General features: G+C 60.4%; 17 protein-coding genes. 4 read left to right on the top strand and 13 right to left on the bottom strand.

Annotated elements, in window-relative coordinates:
- Positions 1–72: 72 nt before the first annotated feature.
- From QLG10_RS20995 to QLG10_RS21005, 3 genes are all read right to left on the bottom strand, one after another.
- Positions 73–1,176 (bottom strand): NADH:flavin oxidoreductase, encoded by a 1,104-nt coding sequence (locus QLG10_RS20995; RefSeq protein WP_248679749.1) that lies wholly within the window; start codon positions 1,174–1,176, stop codon positions 73–75.
- A 215-nt stretch (positions 1,177–1,391) separates the two neighbouring features.
- Positions 1,392–1,874, bottom strand: coding sequence for a glutathione peroxidase (locus QLG10_RS21000; RefSeq protein WP_110746842.1), 483 nt, complete (start codon positions 1,872–1,874; stop codon positions 1,392–1,394).
- Positions 1,875–1,996: 122 nt separating this feature from the next.
- The gene (locus QLG10_RS21005) at positions 1,997–2,482 is read right to left on the bottom strand and encodes a peptidylprolyl isomerase (protein WP_008054392.1); all 486 of its coding nucleotides are present in this window, start codon (positions 2,480–2,482) and stop codon (positions 1,997–1,999) included.
- Between QLG10_RS21005 and QLG10_RS21010 the strand changes: the two genes are divergently transcribed.
- The 3 genes from QLG10_RS21010 to QLG10_RS21020 are packed head-to-tail and all read left to right on the top strand — an operon-like array spanning position 2,451 to position 5,840.
- Positions 2,451–2,777, top strand: a complete 327-nt coding sequence (locus QLG10_RS21010; RefSeq protein ID WP_110746840.1) for a DUF3565 domain-containing protein — start codon at positions 2,451–2,453, stop codon at positions 2,775–2,777. The two genes, QLG10_RS21005 and QLG10_RS21010, sit on opposite strands and share 32 nt — an antisense overlap.
- A gap of 60 nt (positions 2,778–2,837) precedes the next feature.
- Complete coding sequence (pta, locus tag QLG10_RS21015; protein ID WP_110746839.1) at positions 2,838–4,937, top strand: phosphate acetyltransferase; 2,100 nt, start codon at positions 2,838–2,840, stop codon at positions 4,935–4,937.
- Positions 4,938–5,840 carry an acyltransferase gene (locus QLG10_RS21020; protein WP_282487960.1) on the top strand — a complete coding sequence of 301 codons (903 nt, stop codon included), beginning with the start codon at positions 4,938–4,940 and terminating at the stop codon, positions 5,838–5,840.
- 164 nt (positions 5,841–6,004) lie between these two features.
- Here QLG10_RS21020 and cysN read toward each other — a convergent pair whose 3' ends face one another.
- From cysN to QLG10_RS21035, 3 genes are all read right to left on the bottom strand, one after another.
- Positions 6,005–7,903, bottom strand: coding sequence for a sulfate adenylyltransferase subunit CysN (cysN, locus tag QLG10_RS21025; RefSeq protein WP_110746836.1), 1,899 nt, complete (start codon positions 7,901–7,903; stop codon positions 6,005–6,007).
- Positions 7,904–7,912: 9 nt separating this feature from the next.
- The gene (gene cysD, locus QLG10_RS21030) at positions 7,913–8,830 is read right to left on the bottom strand and encodes a sulfate adenylyltransferase subunit CysD (RefSeq protein WP_110746834.1); all 918 of its coding nucleotides are present in this window, start codon (positions 8,828–8,830) and stop codon (positions 7,913–7,915) included.
- A 250-nt stretch (positions 8,831–9,080) separates the two neighbouring features.
- Positions 9,081–9,839: a Nif3-like dinuclear metal center hexameric protein gene (locus QLG10_RS21035; protein ID WP_110746833.1), complete on the bottom strand. Its 759-nt coding sequence runs from the start codon at positions 9,837–9,839 to the stop codon at positions 9,081–9,083.
- A gap of 103 nt (positions 9,840–9,942) precedes the next feature.
- Between QLG10_RS21035 and algW the strand changes: the two genes are divergently transcribed.
- Positions 9,943–11,103 (top strand): Do family serine endopeptidase AlgW, encoded by a 1,161-nt coding sequence (gene algW / locus QLG10_RS21040; protein WP_033044846.1) that lies wholly within the window; start codon positions 9,943–9,945, stop codon positions 11,101–11,103.
- Between the two features lie 60 nt (positions 11,104–11,163).
- On the opposite strand, the gene hisC is transcribed toward algW, so the two are convergent.
- From hisC to QLG10_RS21075, 7 genes are all read right to left on the bottom strand, one after another.
- The gene (gene hisC, locus QLG10_RS21045; protein WP_282487961.1) at positions 11,164–12,216 is read right to left on the bottom strand and encodes a histidinol-phosphate transaminase; all 1,053 of its coding nucleotides are present in this window, start codon (positions 12,214–12,216) and stop codon (positions 11,164–11,166) included.
- Position 12,217: 1 nt separating this feature from the next.
- The gene (hisD, locus tag QLG10_RS21050) at positions 12,218–13,543 is read right to left on the bottom strand and encodes a histidinol dehydrogenase (protein ID WP_282487962.1); all 1,326 of its coding nucleotides are present in this window, start codon (positions 13,541–13,543) and stop codon (positions 12,218–12,220) included.
- Positions 13,544–13,668: 125 nt separating this feature from the next.
- Positions 13,669–14,304 (bottom strand): ATP phosphoribosyltransferase, encoded by a 636-nt coding sequence (gene hisG / locus QLG10_RS21055; RefSeq protein WP_282487963.1) that lies wholly within the window; start codon positions 14,302–14,304, stop codon positions 13,669–13,671.
- Positions 14,305–14,431: 127 nt separating this feature from the next.
- Positions 14,432–15,697: a UDP-N-acetylglucosamine 1-carboxyvinyltransferase gene (gene murA, locus QLG10_RS21060; protein WP_020796651.1), complete on the bottom strand. Its 1,266-nt coding sequence runs from the start codon at positions 15,695–15,697 to the stop codon at positions 14,432–14,434.
- Between the two features lie 22 nt (positions 15,698–15,719).
- The gene (locus tag QLG10_RS21065; protein ID WP_020796650.1) at positions 15,720–15,959 is read right to left on the bottom strand and encodes a BolA family protein; all 240 of its coding nucleotides are present in this window, start codon (positions 15,957–15,959) and stop codon (positions 15,720–15,722) included.
- 114 nt (positions 15,960–16,073) lie between these two features.
- Complete coding sequence (locus QLG10_RS21070; RefSeq protein WP_110746829.1) at positions 16,074–16,379, bottom strand: STAS domain-containing protein; 306 nt, start codon at positions 16,377–16,379, stop codon at positions 16,074–16,076.
- Positions 16,376–17,029: an ABC transporter substrate-binding protein gene (locus QLG10_RS21075; RefSeq protein WP_110746828.1), complete on the bottom strand. Its 654-nt coding sequence runs from the start codon at positions 17,027–17,029 to the stop codon at positions 16,376–16,378. Before QLG10_RS21075 ends, QLG10_RS21070 begins: the two co-directional genes overlap by 4 nt.
- Between the last annotated feature and the right edge of the window lie 11 nt (positions 17,030–17,040).

Raw genomic sequence — 17,040 nt, forward strand, 5'->3', positions numbered from 1 at the left:
TGTCCCTCCTCCTCCCTTCAAGTCCTACCATACAAGCGAGCCTGCTCGCGAAAGCATTCTTCCAGTCGCCGCTTAAACCAGCGTCGTCAACGCCTCACGACTGAACGGCAGGATGTCTTCCTCGCGACCGTCACGCACTTTCTGCGCCCAGTCGGGGTCCACCAACAGCGCACGGCCGACCGCCACCAAGTCGAATTCGTCGTTGTTCAGGCGCTCCAGCAGTTTTTCCAGGCTGGCCGGCTGCGCCACCTTGTCGGTGTTGACCATGAACTGCAGGAACTCACCGTCCAGGCCGACGCTGCCTACGGTGATGGTCGGCTTGCCAGTGAGCTTGCGGGTCCAGCCCGCCAGGTTCAGCTCGGAACCGTCGAACTCCGGCTCCCAGAAACGGCGTGTAGAGCAGTGGAAAATGTCCACGCCAGCGTCGGACAACGGCTTGAGAAAGACGCCCAATGCCTCAGGGGTTTGTACCAGGCGCGCGGTGTAGTCCTGCTGCTTCCACTGGGAGAAGCGGAAGATGATCGGGAAGCCTTCGCCGACAGCCGCACGCACGGCCTGAATCAATTCAATGGCGAAACGCGAACGGTTGGCCAGGCTACCGCCGTATTCATCGGTGCGCTGGTTGCTGCCTTCCCAGAAGAACTGGTCGATCAGGTAGCCGTGGGCACCATGGATTTCCACGCCGTCCATGCCAATGCTCTGGGCATCCTTTGCCGCCTGGGCAAACGCGGCGATCACGTCCTGAATGTCCTGTTTGGTCATACCGTGAACCACGACCTGACCGTCCTTCACTTTTTCCGACGGGCCAAAACCCGGCACGCTGGCGTCCGGCTCGGTGCCAATACGGCGCACACTGCCGACGTGCCACAGTTGCGGAACGATCTTGCCTCCCTCGGCATGCACCGCATCGACGACTTTTTTCCAGCCCGTCAGCGCCGCTTCGCCGTAGAACTGCGGAACGTTGGGGTAGCCGTTGGAAGCCTTGTGCCCGACAGTTGTGCCTTCGGTGATGATCAAGCCCACGCCAGCGGCGGCGCGACGGCGGTAATATTCGATCACTTTGGAATTCGGTACGCCGCCTGGCGAAAACGAGCGGGTCATCGGCGCCATGACGACGCGGGTCGGCAGTTCGAGGGTGCCGAGGTGGAACGGTTTGAACAGGGCTTTGACGGGCATGGGATCGCTCCACGGGGATAGACTTTATGACGGCTATAATATGGAGGCTTGCACGCGCTGAACAGCACTATTGATTTGGGTGATTAAACATCAAAAGGGGGACGTTGTAGGAGCCGGCTTGCTGGCGATGGACTCGAAAACACCGCGTGGTGTCAGGCGATGCGCGTCATCGTTGACGACCATCGCCAGCAAGCCGGCTCCTACGAAGGGTTATGTCAGGCCAACGCTTTCTCGATGGCCTGAACAACACTCGGATCATCCGGTGCCGTACGCGGTGAAAACCGCGCCAGCACACGACCATCCTTACCCAGCAGGAATTTTTCGAAGTTCCAGGTGATGTCACCGGGAAACTCGGCGCCCTCGCCCGCCAGCAACTTGTACAGCTGGTGACGCTCGTGACCGTTGACTTCCAGCTTGCTGGACAACGGAAAGGTCACGCCATAGTTGAGGCTGCAGAAGTTCTTTATTTCCTGTTCGGTACCGGGTTCCTGACCGGCAAACTGGTTGCATGGCAAGCCCAGCACGCTGAAGCCTTTACCTTTGTATTGCTGGTAGAGGTTTTCAAGCGCCGCGTACTGTGGCGTCAAGCCACATTTGGAGGCCACGTTGACCACCAGCACGACTTGCCCCTTGAAAGGGGCCAGAGGTAGCTCCTGGCCATCCAGGGCTGTCAAATTAAGTTCGTGAAAAGCACTCATGACGTACTCCAGATTCCCGTGTTCTTCTCGAAACAGCCACTTGGTGGTGTCGCCTGGAACAGCCGCAGACTAAAAAGGCGCCCTCGGGGCGCCTCTCCAGCTATCTGAGCTTAGCGCAGAAATCAGTGGTGATGGCCACCTTCGCCATGGACGTGGCCATGAGCGATTTCTTCCTGGCTGGCATCACGGATGTTGATGATCTTGACCTGGAAATTCAGGCGCTGACCCGCCAATGGGTGGTTGCCGTCTACGGTGACGTCATCGCCGTCCAGATCGCGGATGGTCACGATCTGCATTTGGCCGTCCGGAGCGGAAGCATGGAACTGCATGCCCACTTCCAGCTCGTCGACACCTTCGAACATGCTGCGGCTCAGGGTGCTGACCAGTTCGGCAGCGTACTCGCCATAGGCATCTTCTGGTTCAACGGCTACGGTCAGCTCGTCGCCGACTGCTTTGCCTTCCAGCGCCTTTTCCAGGCCCGGGATGATGTTGCCTGCGCCTTGCAGGTAGACCAGCGGCGCGCCGCCGGCGGAGCTGTCGATGACCTCACCAGCGTCGTTGGTCAGGGTATAGTCGATGGAGACAGCCTTATTGGCGGCGATCAGCATGGGGCGAGACCTTTTGCATAAGAATATAGAAAGACCCAGTTTAGCGAAGCAATCGCCCGAAAGCGAACACAACCCGGACAGACGGGGTGTGACGATCACAGGCTTCCATCAGGACGAGGACGGCCACTGGGTGGCCGAGCTTTCATGCGGCCATACCCAACACCTGCGCCATCAGCCACCCTGGCAATCACGGGCCTGGGTCATGGACCCTGCGCAGCGCCAGGAAAAAATAGGCCAGCCCTTTGATTGCGGTTGGTGCGCACAAGGCTCGGTTAGCGATAACCTTGGCGACTGAATTTCGGTAGTTGGCCAGTCATAGGCCGGCACCATTGCCATGCACCTTTAGAGAATCCGCATGCAAACTTTTTTTATCGCACCCACCGATTTTGGCGTGGGCCTGACCTCCATCAGCCTCGGGCTGGTGCGAACCCTCGAGCGGGCCGGCCTCAAGGTTGGCTTTTTCAAGCCGATTGCCCAGCCCCATCCAGGTGACACCGGCCCTGAACGCTCCACCGAGCTGGTGGCGCGCACCCATGGCCTGAAACCCCCAAAACCCTTGGGCCTGGCCCATGTCGAGCGCATGCTCGGCGACGGCCAGCTCGATGAGTTGCTCGAAGAAATCATCACCCTTTATCAGCAGGCCGCCATCGGCAAGGATGTGTTGATCGTCGAAGGCATGGTCCCGACCCGCAGCGCCAGCTATGCCGCGCGGGTCAACTTGCACCTGGCCAAGAGCCTCGATGCCGAGGTGATCCTGGTTTCTGCACCGGAAAACGAAGTACTGACCGAATTGTCTGGCCGAGTGGAACTGCAAGCGCAATTGTTCGGCGGCCCCAAGGATCCGAAAGTCCTCGGCGTGATCCTCAACAAGGTCAAGACCGAGGAAAGCATGGAGGCCTTCGCCGCACGCCTGAACGAACACTCGCCGTTGTTGCGCAGTGGCGACTTCCGTCTGCTCGGTTGTATTCCATACCAGCCGGAACTGAATGCGCCGCGCACGCGAGACGTGGCGGACTTGATGGGCGCACAGGTGCTCAACGCCGGCGACTACGAAACCCGGCGCATGACCAAGATCATCATTTGCGCGCGTACCATGCGCAACACCGTGGAGCTGCTCAAGCCCGGCGTGCTGGTGGTGACCCCGGGCGATCGTGACGACATCATCCTCGCCGTGAGCCTCGCGGCCATGAACGGCGTACCCCTGGCCGGCCTGTTGCTGACCAGCGACACCCTGCCCGACCCGCGCATCATGGACTTGTGCCGCGGCGCCCTGCAGGCGGGCTTGCCCGTGTTGTCGGTGAGCACCGGGTCCTATGACACCGCCAACCAGCTCAATGGCTTGAACAAGGAAATCCCGATCGACGACCGTGAGCGCGCGGAAATCATCACCGATTTCGTCGCCAGCCATCTCGACGCCAACTGGCTGCACCAGCGCTGCGGTACCCCTCGAGAAATGCGCCTGTCGCCAGCGGTGTTCCGTTATCAATTGATCCAGCGCGCCCAGTCCGCCAACAAGCGCATCGTCCTGCCGGAAGGCAGCGAACCGCTGACCGTACAAGCCGCCGCCATCTGCCAGGCCCGAGGCATTGCGCGATGCGTATTGCTGGCCAAGCCTGCAGATGTCGAAGCGGTGGCCCGCGCGCAAGGCATCGAACTGCCGCCAGGGTTGGAAATTCTCGACCCTGACCTGATTCGCGAACGCTACGTCGAGCCGATGGTCGCCCTGCGCAAGTCCAAAAGCCTCAACGCGCCGATGGCTGAGCAGCAACTGGAAGACACCGTGGTGATCGGCACCATGATGCTGGCGCTGGATGAAGTCGACGGGCTGGTATCGGGCGTCATCCACTCTACCGCCAATACCATCCGACCGGCACTGCAATTGATCAAGACCGCACCGGGCTGCACCCTGGTGTCGTCGGTGTTCTTCATGCTGTTTCCCGAAGAAGTGCTGGTCTATGGCGACTGCGTGATGAACCCGCACCCGAGCGCCGCCGAACTGGCCGAGATCGCGCTGCAAAGCGCCGACTCGGCGGCGGCATTCGGCATCACTCCGCGTGTGGCGATGATCAGTTACTCCAGCGGTGAATCAGCCAGTGGCGAGGAAGTCGAGAAAGTACGCGAGGCGACGTTGCTTGCCCATGAACAGCAAAACTCGTTGCTGATCGACGGGCCGTTGCAGTACGACGCCGCTGCCAACGAAACCGTGGCCCGGCAACTGGCACCGAACAGCCAGGTGGCCGGTCGCGCCACTGTGTTCGTATTCCCCGACCTGAACACCGGCAACACCACCCACAAAGCCGTGCAGCGCAGCGCCGACTGCGTCAGCCTCGGCCCGATGCTGCAGGGCCTGCGCAAACCGGTGAACGATTTGCCGCGCGGCGCGCAGGTCGACGACATCGTCTACACGATTGCCCTGACCGCGATTCAAGCGGCCAACCGACCTATGGATGTGTAAATGCTGGATTTTCTACCTGCCCCGGCGCGCGGCGTGATCGCCGCGCTGCTGCTGGCGCTGAACACGATTTTGCTGTGCTCGTTCCTGTTCTGTGTGGCGCTGATCAAGGTCCTGCCGTTCGCATTCACCCAACGCATTGCACACTGGTTGATGAGCCATACCCACGAAGCCTGGATCAGCATCAATAAAGGCTGGATGAACCTGGTCCGTCGCACCCGCTGGCACGTCAGCGGCCTGCAAGGCCTGGACTATCAGCACTCGTACCTGATCACCAGCAATCACCAGAGCTGGGTCGACATCCTGGTGCTGCAATATGTGCTCAATCGACGTATCCAGCCGCTGAAGTTCTTCCTCAAGCAGGAGTTGATCTGGGTACCGGTGATCGGCCTGGCCTGGTGGGCACTGGGATTCCCGTTCATGAAGCGCTACTCCAAGGCCTATCTGGAAAAGCACCCGGAGAAGAAAGGTGAGGACCTGGAAACCACGCGCAAGACTTGTGCGAAGTTTCGCAACAACCCGGTGGGCATCTTCAATTTCGTCGAAGGCACGCGCTTCACCGAAGGCAAGCATGCCCAGCAGAAATCGCCTTTCAAGTACTTGCTCAAGCCCAAGGCTGGCGGCATTGCTTTTGTACTGGACGCCATGGGTGAACAACTGGAATCGATCGTCAACGTGACCATCCACTACCCGGCCGGGCGCCCGGGTTTCCGGGATTTGCTGTGCGGGAATGTTGCGGATGTGGTGGTGCACTTTGAAGAGCTGAAGATTCCGCCGCAGTTCATAGGCAAGAACTACGACCAGGACGGTGAGTATCGCCTGCAGTTCCAGGGCTGGATCAACCAGATGTGGCAGGACAAGGATGCTCTGCTTGCGCAGATGCACCGCGAATATCCATCGAAGTAGTTCGGTGAATGTTATGCCCTCTTCGCGAGCAGGCTCGCTCCCACAAGGTTAGTGTTCACCGAAGATCAACTGTGGGAGCGAGCCTGCTCGCGAAGGGGGCCTCCCGGACATAAAAAACCCGCCGATGATCACTCATCGGCGGGTTTTTTATTTGCGGCCAGCGCTTAGATCGCGCCGCGCTTACGCAGCAAATCCAGCACCTGCTTGACGCCGTCTTCCAGCGACACCGACTGGGTATCGATTACCAGATCGGCATCCAGCGGCACGTCGTACGGGAAGGACTCGCCCGGGATGTTGTCCCCGGCTGCCGCGTACAAGCCTTGCGGGTCACGTTCGGCACAGACCGTCGGCGAGGCCTGGACGTAGACCGTCAGCAGGCGCTCTTTGCCGATCAGTTCCCGGGCCTGTTCACGACCTTCGGCACTCGGTGCAACGAACGCTGCCAGGGTCAGCAGGCCGGCTTCGTTGAACTGACGCGCCACGTGCGCGGCACGACGCCAGTTCTCGGTGCGACCGGCGCGATCCTGTGGCAGGCCTTTGTTCAGGTCGTGACGCAGGTTCTGGCCATCGAGCACGTACACCGCACGACCCAGGTCGAACAGTTTGCGCTCGACCGCATAAGCCAGGGTGCTTTTGCCCGCGCCCGACAAGCCGCTGAACAGCACGGTGGCCGGTTGCTGGCCGAAGCGCTGCGCGCGCTCTTCGGTAGCGACGTGGGCCAGCTTGCCGTGGTGGGTGCTGGTGCCATGCGCCAACGGCTGCGCGACGATCATGCCGGCGCCGACGGTGCCGTTGGTCAAGCGGTCGATGATGATGAAGGCGCCGGTGGTGCGGTTGCTGTCGTAACCGTCGAGGGCAATCGGCGCGTCGAGCGCGATCTTGACCTTGCCGATTTCGTTCAGCTGCAGCGCGCTGGCCGGACCTTCTTCCAGGGTATTCACGTCAACCTTGTTGACGATGCTGGCGATGGAGCCCGGCACGTAACTGGTGGCACGCTTGATGTCGTATTTCTTGCCCGGCAGCATCGGCTCTTCGGCCATCCACACCAGCATCGCTTCGAAGCTGTCGGTGACTGGCGGCACGTTGTCGGCATGCACCAACAGGTCGCCACGGGAGATGTCGATCTCGTCTTCCATGGTCAGGGTTACCGCCTGACCAGGACCTGCGTGTTCCAGTTCACCTTCGAAGGTGACGATGGATTTCACGCGGCTGCTTTTGCCCGACGGCAGCACCACGACTTCGTCGCCCTTCTTGACGATGCCGCTGGCCAGGGTGCCGGCGAAACCGCGGAAGTTCAGGTTTGGACGGTTGACGTACTGCACCGGGAAACGCAGGTCGGTGAAGTTGCGATCGCCCGCCACTTCCACGGTCTCGAGGATTTCCATCAGCGACTGGCCGGTGTACCACGGCGAACGCTCGGATTTGTTCACCACGTTGTCGCCTTTGAGCGCAGACATCGGCACGAAGTGCATCGTGGTGGGCTTCATCTTCAAGCCTTCGGCGAACTGCAGGTAGTCAGCCTTGATCGACTCGAACACGCCCTGGTCGAAGTCCTTGAGGTCCATCTTGTTGATGGCCACAACGATGTGCTTGATGCCCAGCAACGAGGCGATGAAGCTGTGGCGACGGGTCTGGGTCTGCACGCCGTAACGGGCGTCGACCAGGATGATCGCCAGGTCACAGGTGGAGGCACCGGTGGCCATGTTGCGGGTGTACTGCTCATGGCCGGGGGTGTCGGCGATGATGAATTTGCGCTTGGCGGTGGAGAAATAGCGGTACGCGACATCGATGGTGATGCCTTGCTCACGCTCGGCCTGCAGGCCATCGACCAGCAGTGCCAGGTCGATGTCTTCACCGGTGGTGCCGACTTTTTTCGAGTCGCGGGTAATCGCTTCCAGGTGATCTTCGTAGATCATCTTGGAGTCGTGCAGCAGGCGCCCGATCAGGGTGCTCTTGCCGTCGTCGACGTTACCGCAGGTCAAAAAGCGCAGCAGCTCTTTACGTTCGTGCTGGCCCAGGTAGGCGAGGATGTCCTCGCTGATCAAATCAGATGCGTGCGACATGACAGCCCCTTAGAAATAACCTTGACGTTTTTTGTCTTCCATCGAGCCTGCGCCATCATGGTCGATGACACGGCCCTGGCGCTCGGAAGTTCGCGTCAGGAGCATTTCCTGAATGATGTCCGTGAGGCTTTCGGCCTCGGACTCCACCGCGCCCGTCAACGGGTAGCAGCCAAGGGTACGGAACCGCACTTTCTTCTTGACGATACGCGCTTTGTCTTCATCGCTCAGGTGTTCGAGGATGCGCTCGTCGTCGATCATGATCAGGGTGCCGTTCTTCTCGATGACTTCACGCTCGGCGGCGAAGTACAGCGGGACGATCGGGATGCCTTCCAGATAGATGTACTGCCAGATGTCCAGCTCGGTCCAGTTCGACAACGGGAATACGCGGATGGATTCGCCCTTGTTGACCTTGCCGTTGTAGACGTTCCACAGCTCGGGGCGCTGGTTTTTCGGGTCCCAGCGGTGCTTGCTGTCGCGGAACGAGTACACACGCTCTTTGGCGCGGGACTTCTCTTCGTCGCGGCGCGCACCACCGAAGGCGGCGTCGAAACCATATTTGTCCAAAGCCTGCTTCAGGCCTTCGGTCTTCATGATGTCGGTGTGCTTGGCACTGCCGTGGGTGAACGGATTGATGCCTTGTGCCACGCCGTCGGGGTTCACATGGGTGATCAGGTCCAGGCCCAGCTCGGCGACCATCTTGTCGCGGAACCTGTACATCTCCTGGAATTTCCACCGGGTGTCGACGTGCATCACCGGGAACGGCAGCTTGCCGGGGAAGAACGCCTTGCGTGCCAGGTGCAGCATCACGGCGGAGTCTTTACCGATGGAGTACAGCATCACCGGGTTGTCGAACTCGGCGGCCACCTCGCGGATGATGTGGATGCTTTCCGCCTCCAGCTGTTTCAGATGCGTCAGTTTGTCGACCATGGCTACTCACGAAAACATTCTTATGAACGGCCAGCGGGCCGTGTTCGAGCGGGGAATCCTAGCACAGCGCCCCCTTCTAATCAGGACGCGAACTAGATCGAAAGAGCATATGAATATGCCCGCCTGTTTGGGCGTTCATCGGCGAACTCATCTCTGTAGGAGCTGCCGCAGGCTGCGATCTTTTGATCTTGATCTTGAAAAAGCAAAATCAAAAGATCGCAGCCTGCGGCAGCTCCTACAGGGGGGCCTCTCAGATCGGGTTTGGGCAGTCGATGAAGATGTGCTCAAGGGCAAACCGCTTCGCCAGGTAATCACCCAGCGCCTGCACGCCATAACGCTCGGTGGCGTGGTGCCCGGCAGCAATGAAGCTGATGTCGTTTTCCCGGGCACTGTGGAAGGTTTGCTCCGAGGCTTCGCCGCTGAGGTACAGATCGACGCCCGCCAGTATCGCCTGGTCGATGTAGCCCTGACCGCCACCGGTGCACCAACCAACGCGGCGGATCATTGCGCTGCCTTCAATCAGCAATGGCTCGCGGCCCATGACTTCTTGCACACGGCGGGCGAAATCCCGGGGGGAGGCAGGCTCGTTCAACGAACCGACCAGGCCGACGATCTTCAGGTTGTCCGGGTCCAGCGGACCTTCGACGGTAATGTCCAGTTGCCGTGCCAACTGCACGTTGTTGCCAACATCAGGGTGCAGGTCCAGCGGCAGGTGATAGGACAGCAGGCTGATGTCGTGCTTGAGCAGGGTCTTGAGGCGGCGCTGCTTCATGCCGGTGATGCACGGGTTCTCGCCTTTCCAGAAGTAGCCGTGATGCACCAGCACCAGATCCGCGTTGGCCTCTACCGCAGCATCGAGCAAGGCCTGGCTGGCGGTAACGCCGCTGACGATGCGCATCACCTGCGGCCGGCCCTCGACCTGCAGGCCGTTGGGGCAGTAATCGGCAATTTTCGAACTAGTGAGGTAACGGTCGGCTTCTTCGACCAGGGTGCTCAGGGCGACGGCCATAAAAGACTCCTAAATATCCCGTTCAGAGGCACGCGCGGCCTCGTATAATGCGCGTCATTATGAGCGGTCTCATACCGCCTGCAACTCTCTCAGGACGTGTTTAATGCTCAAGGCGCTGCGTTTTTCCGGCTGGCCGCTGTTGGCCGGCGTGCTTGTCGCTCTGTTAATCATCCAGCGTTACCCGCAGTGGGTCGGGCTTCCAAGCCTCGACGTCAACCTGCAACAGGCCCCGCAAACCACCAGTATGCAGCAAGGCCCGGTGTCCTATTCCGACGCGGTCACCACCGCCGCGCCGTCGGTGGTGAACCTGTACACCACCAAAGTCATCAACAAACCCAATCATCCGCTGTTCGAGGACCCGCAGTTTCGTCGATTCTTCGGCGACAACTCGCCCAAGCAGAAACGCATGGAGTCGAGCCTGGGCTCCGGCGTGATCATGAGCCCGGAAGGCTACATCCTGACCAACAACCACGTGACCAGCGGTGCCGACCAGATCGTGGTGGCGCTCAAGGACGGCCGTGAAACCCTGGCTCGGGTGATTGGCAGCGACCCGGAAACCGACCTCGCGGTCCTCAAGATCGACCTGAAGAAACTGCCTTCGATCACTGTCGGCCGCTCCGACAACATCCGCATCGGCGACGTGGCCCTCGCCATCGGCAACCCGTTCGGCGTCGGCCAGACGGTAACCATGGGCATCATCAGTGCCACCGGGCGTAATCAGCTGGGCCTGAACAATTATGAAGACTTCATCCAGACCGACGCCGCGATCAACCCCGGCAACTCCGGCGGTGCACTGGTGGACGCCAATGGCAACCTGACCGGTATCAATACGGCGATTTTCTCCAAGTCCGGAGGCTCGCAAGGCATTGGTTTCGCGATTCCGGTGAAGCTGGCCATGGAAGTGATGAAATCGATCATCGAACACGGCCAGGTGATTCGCGGCTGGCTCGGTATCGAAGTGCAGCCATTGTCCCAGGAACTGGCGGAGTCGTTTGGCCTGTCGGGGCGTCCGGGCATCGTCGTCGCCGGGATTTTCCGCGACGGTCCGGCGCAGAAAGCCGGCCTGCAACTGGGCGACGTGATTCTCAGCATCGACGGCGAACCGGCTGGCGATGGCCGACGCTCGATGAACCAGGTCGCGCGGATCAAGCCGACCGATAAGGTCACGATCGAGGTGATGCGCAACGGCAAGGAACTCAAGCTCACGGCGGAAATCGGCTTGCGCCCGCCACCGGCGCCGGTCAAAGAGAAAGAAGAAAACTAACGCAGTCGAGGTACATGATCGTTCCCACGCTCTGCGTGGGACGATCAGTGTGACGGAGGATTAGAGGTCGCCGAGGCCGTCGATCAGGGCCTGGTTTTGCTCCGGCGTGCCGATCGAAATCCGCAGGAACTGGGCAATCCGCTCCTGCTTGAAGTGCCGCACGATCACGCCTTGCTCGCGCAATTTAGCTGCCAGGCCTGCCGCATCGTGCTTGGGGTGACGGGCGAAGATGAAGTTCGCGGCCGACGGCAGCACTTCAAAGCCCTTCGCTTGCAACTGCGCGACCACCTTGTCGCGGCTCTCGATGACCAATCGGCAGGTTTTGTCGAAGTACTCGCGATCCTCGAACGCCGCCGCCGCGCCGACATTCGCCATGCGATCGATCGGATAGGAGTTGAAGCTGTTCTTGATCCGCTCCAGCGCCTCGATCAGGTCCGGATGCCCCACCGCCAGGCCAACCCGCAGGCCCGCCAGGGAACGGGATTTTGACAGGGTCTGGGTCACCAGCAGGTTCGGATAACGGTCTACCAAGGTGATTGCCGTCTCGCCACCGAAGTCGATGTAAGCCTCGTCCACCACGACCACCGAGTCCGGGCTGCCCTTGAGGATTTGCTCGACCGCCTCCAGCGCCAACAGGCAACCGGTCGGGGCGTTCGGGTTGGGGAAAATGATCCCGCCGTTCGGTTTTGCGTAGTCCGCAGGATTGATCAGGAACTGCTCGTCCAGCGCCACCGCATCGAACTTGATGCCGTACAGCCCGCAATAGACCGGATAGAAGCTGTAGCTGATGTCCGGGAACAGCAGCGGCTGATCGTGCTGCAGCAACCCGTGGAAGATGTGCGCCAGCACTTCGTCGGAGCCGTTGCCGAGAAATACCTGGTTGCTCTGCACGCCGTAGTACTTGGCCACGGCATTTTTCAGCAGGTCGCTGTTCGGGTCCGGGTACAGGCGCAGGTTGTCGTTCAATTCGGTCTGCATCGCAGCCAGGGCCTTGGGCGATGGACCGTAGGGGTTTTCGTTGGTGTTGAGCTTCACCAGTTTTGCCAGCTTTGGCTGCTCGCCCGGTACGTAAGGCACCAGGTTCTTGACGAACGGGCTCCAGAATTTACTCATCTCAGTTCCCCTGCTTGTCGTCGATGATGCGGTATTCGGCACTGCGGGCGTGGGCAGTCAGCGACTCGCCACGGGCCAGCACGGAAGCGGTTTTACCCAGGTCGGACGCGCCCTGTTCCGAGCAAAAAATGATCGACGAGCGTTTCTGGAAGTCGTATACGCCCAGCGGCGACGAGAACCGCGCCGTGCCGGAAGTCGGCAATACGTGGTTCGGGCCTGCGCAGTAGTCGCCCAGCGCTTCGCTGGTGTGGCGGCCCATGAAGATGGCGCCGGCATGGCGGATCTGCGGGAGCCAGGCTTGCGGATCGGCAACCGACAACTCCAGGTGTTCCGGCGCGATGCGGTTGGCCACTTCGATGGCTTGCTCCATGTCACGCACCTGGATCAGCGCACCACGGCCGTTGATCGAGGTTTCGATGATCTCGGCGCGCTCCATGGTCGGCATCAGTTTGGCAATGCTCGCGGCGACCTGATCGAGAAAGGCCGCATCCGGGCTGACCAGGATCGCCTGGGCGTCTTCGTCATGCTCGGCCTGGGAGAACAGATCCATGGCGATCCAGTCAGGATCAGTCAGGCCGTCACACACCACGAGGATCTCGGACGGGCCGGCAATCATGTCGATACCGACCTGGCCAAACACGTGACGCTTGGCGGTGGCGACATAGATGTTGCCCGGGCCAACCACTTTGTCGACTTGCGGCACGCTTTCGGTGCCATAAGCCAGCGCGGCAACAGCTTGGGCGCCACCGATGGTGAACACACGGTCAACGCCCGCGATACAGGCGGCAGCCAGCACCAGCTCGTTGATTTCGCCGCGCGGGGTCGGCACCACCATGACCACTTCGGTCACACCGGCAACCTTGGCCGGAATCGCGTTCATCAGCACGGAAGAAGGGTACGACGCCTTGCCGCCCGGCACGTACAGACCGGCGCGATCGAGCGGCGTGACCTTTTGGCCCAGCACGGTGCCGTCAGCTTCGGTGTAGCTCCAGGAGTCCTGTTTCTGCTTTTCGTGGTAGCTGCGTACGCGGGCCGCGGCTTTTTCCAGGGCTTCGCGCTGTGGCACGGTAATGCGGGTCAACGCCAGTTCCAGGCGCTCGCGCGGCAGGATCAGGTCAGCCATGGAGGCGACGTCCAACCCGTCGAACTGTCGGGTGAACTCCAGCAACGCGGCATCGCCACGCTCGCGCACGGCCTTGATGATGTCCAGCACCCGCTGATTGACCGAGTCGTCAGACACACTTTCCCAGCTCAGCAGATGATCCAGATGATGTGCGAAATCCGGGTCAGCAGCGTTGAGTCGGCGAATTGCAGTCGGTGCGGTCATAGCGAGAGCCTCATAGGATTGGCAAAAAACTCAGGCGCCCGAAGCTAACATTCGATCCGCTTGGGCACCTGAGAATTCTGGCTATGAGGCGGATAGACGGCGCAACTCAAAGTCGCGCGGGTGAATCAGCCGCGGTGTCGAGACTCCACTGCCTTGCTCAGGGTGTCGATCAACGCCTGGATACGGGCGTGCTGCATTTTCATCGAAGCTTTGTTGACGATTAGCCGGGAGCTGATGGCCGCGATGAAATCCTGTGGCTCCAGGCCGTTGGCCCGCAGCGTGTTACCGGTGTCGACCACGTCGATGATCTTGTCGGCCAAGCCGATCAACGGCGCCAGCTCCATCGAGCCGTAGAGCTTGATGATGTCGACCTGACGGCCCTGCTCGGCGTAGTAGCGCTTGGCAACGTTGACGAACTTGGTGGCGATACGCAGGCGGCCCTTGGGCTCGACCGCGCCGACCTTGCCGGCGGTCATCAACTTGCACTGGGCAATCTGCAAGTCCAATGGCTCGTACAGGCCTTGACCGCCGTATTCCATCAGCACGTCTTTACCAGCAACACCGAGGTCGGCGGCACCATGCTCGACATAGGTCGGCACGTCGGTGGCACGCACGATCAACAGGCGTACATCTTCCTGGGTCGTGGGAATGATCAGCTTGCGACTCTTGTCCGGATTCTCGGTCGGCACGATGCCCGCTTCAGCCAGAAGCGGCAGGGTGTCGTCAAGGATGCGGCCCTTGGACAGTGCGATGGTCAACATGGGAAACGTCAGTCCTTATCAAGGTACTCATGTCCGGTCGCAAATGGCGCCGGACACACATCGAGCCGGAAACCGGCTCGACTCACAACAATTCAACGGGCACGTCCCTGCGCCCATGCAACAGAAACTAGCCCGGAACGCGGCGGATCTTGGCGCCCAGCATCTGCAGTTTTTCTTCGATGCACTCGTAACCACGGTCTATGTGGTAGATGCGATCGATCAGGGTATCGCCGTCGGCAATCAGCGCCGAAATCACCAGGCTGGCCGAAGCCCGCAAGTCGGTGGCCATCACTGGCGCGCCCTTGAGCTTCTCGGTGCCGGTGACGATGGCGGTGTTGCCCTCGACCTGGATCTTGGCGCCCATGCGGTGCAGTTCGTACACGTGCATGAAGCGGTTTTCGAAGATCGTCTCGATCACAGCACCCGTGCCTTCGGCAATGGCGTTGAGGGAGATGAACTGCGCCTGCATGTCGGTCGGGAACGCCGGGTACGGAGCGGTTCGCACGTTCACGGCTTTAGGCCGCTTGCCGTGCATGTTCAGCTCGATCCAGTCTTCACCGGTGGTGATTTCGGCGCCTGCTTCGCGGAGTTTCTCCAGCACGGCTTCGAGAATGGTCGGATCGGTGTCCTTGACCTTCACACGCCCACCGGTCACGGCTGCGGCCACCAGGTAGGTGCCGGTTTCGATACGGTCCGGCATCACCTTGTAGGTGGTGGTGTGCAGACGCTCGACGCCATCGATGGTGATGGTGTCGGTGCCAGCGCCGGAAACCTTGGCGCCCATGGCGTTCAGGAAGTTCGCCAGGTCGACGACTTCAGGCTCGCGCGCGGCGTTCGCCAGGACACTGCGGCCCTTGGCCAGGGCTGCAGCCATCATGATGTTTTCGGTACCGGTCACACTGACGGTGTCGAAGAAGAAATGCGCACCGCGCAAGCCGCCTTCTGGCGCCTTGGCCTTGATGTAGCCGCCTTCGACGTCGATGATCGCGCCCATGGCCTCCAGGCCACGGATGTGCAGGTCCACCGGACGCGAACCGATGGCGCAACCGCCAGGCAACGCGACTTCGGCTTCACCGAAACGGGCAACCATCGGGCCCAGCACCAGGATCGACGCACGCATGGTCTTAACCAGTTCGTACGGAGCGATCAGGGTCTTGATGGTACGCGGATCGATTTCGACGGCCAGTTTCTCGTCGATCACCGGCTCGATCCCCATGCGACCGAACAGTTCGATCATGGTGGTGATGTCGTGCAGGTGTGGCAGGTTGGCAACGGTCACCGGACCATCGCACAGCAGGGTGGCCGCCAGGATCGGCAGGGCAGAGTTCTTTGCCCCGGAGATGCGGATCTCGCCGTCAAGACGAGCACCGCCAGTAATAATCAATTTATCCATAAGAATCTCTACGCCCGTGGGCTCAGGTGCGCTCGGCCCAGGCCGCGCTGCTGAAAAATTTCATAGTGACCGCATGGATGCTGCCATCGGTGATCCATGGGTTCAAATGGGCATAGACCTGCTGCTGACGCTTCACCGGGCTCAACGCCGCCAGTTCATCGCTAATCACGTTCAGCTGGAAATTGCAGCCTTCGCCCTCGACTTCTACCTTCGTTCCGGGCAGCTTTCCTTCAAGAAAGCTCTTCACTTCGTTGGCCTGCATGCTCAACCTCAATCGGCGCCCTGTGCGCGCGGGTCGGACATCATACAAAAAAGCCCCGCGCCTGCGAACCCCGGGAAGCAGGACTCTGACGGGGGGCTTCTTTATAGATGCGGGTTAGGGATGCGCCAACAGCTCGGTCAGTTCACTGACCTGAGCGATTTCGCGCATGTCTTCTGGCATCCCGCGGATGCTCAGCGCCTTGCCGGCCGCCTGGGCATCTCGCATGAAACACAACAGCAACGACAGACCGACGCTGCTGGATTTCTCCACCGCCGAACAATCGACTACCACGGCCGCGGCCTTGCTTGCCTTGATCAGCGCCTGCCCCTGCTCGCGCAATTGAGGGCCGGTGCGATAATCCAGCACACCGCTGAGCCGCAGCTCGCCGGCGTCGTCTATCTGGACCGCCGACTCACTCATTGGGTCTGTTTCTCGGTGGATTGCTCAGCGGTTTCCTTGGCCTTGGCGACTTCCCCGGCCCAACCATTGATGGTTTTGTCCAGGTCGTTGCCATTGCGCTGCATCGCATCAGCGAACTGATCACGGAACAGCTTGCCAATGTTGATACCGTTGATGATGACGTTGCGCAGCTTCCACTCGCCACCGACCTTTTCCAGTGTGTAGGACACAGGATAGATCGCGCCGTTGCTGCCCTTGACTGTCATGCCGACACTCGTACGGTTGCCCGACTCGTCCTTGGCAGGATCAACGGTGATGCCTTGGTTGTTGTACTCAAGCAAGGCATTGCCATAGAACTGGAACAGACCCTTCTTGAAGTTTTCTTCAAAGGTCTTCATTTGCGCAGGGGTCGCCTTGCGCGAGTACTTGACCGTCATGATGCTCTTGGAAATACCTTCGGCATCCACTACAGGCCCGACAATGCTGTTGAGCGCCGCGTAGAAGTCCTGCGGATCCTGCTTGTACTTCTCTTTGTTGGCGGCCAGGTCGGCCAGCAGCCGGTTGGTGGTGTCCTGGACCAGCTCGTGCGCGCTAGGCGCCGCCACGGCATTGGCCATCATCGGCAAGGCCGCGAGCAAAACCAACAGGCCACGTCGCAAGGTAGAGATCATTCAAAAGCTCC

Origin of the sequence: Pseudomonas sp. V98_8 (genome assembly GCF_029967975.1) — a bacterium.
In the GTDB taxonomy this organism is placed as follows: Bacteria; Pseudomonadota; Gammaproteobacteria; order Pseudomonadales; family Pseudomonadaceae; genus Aquipseudomonas; species Aquipseudomonas umsongensis.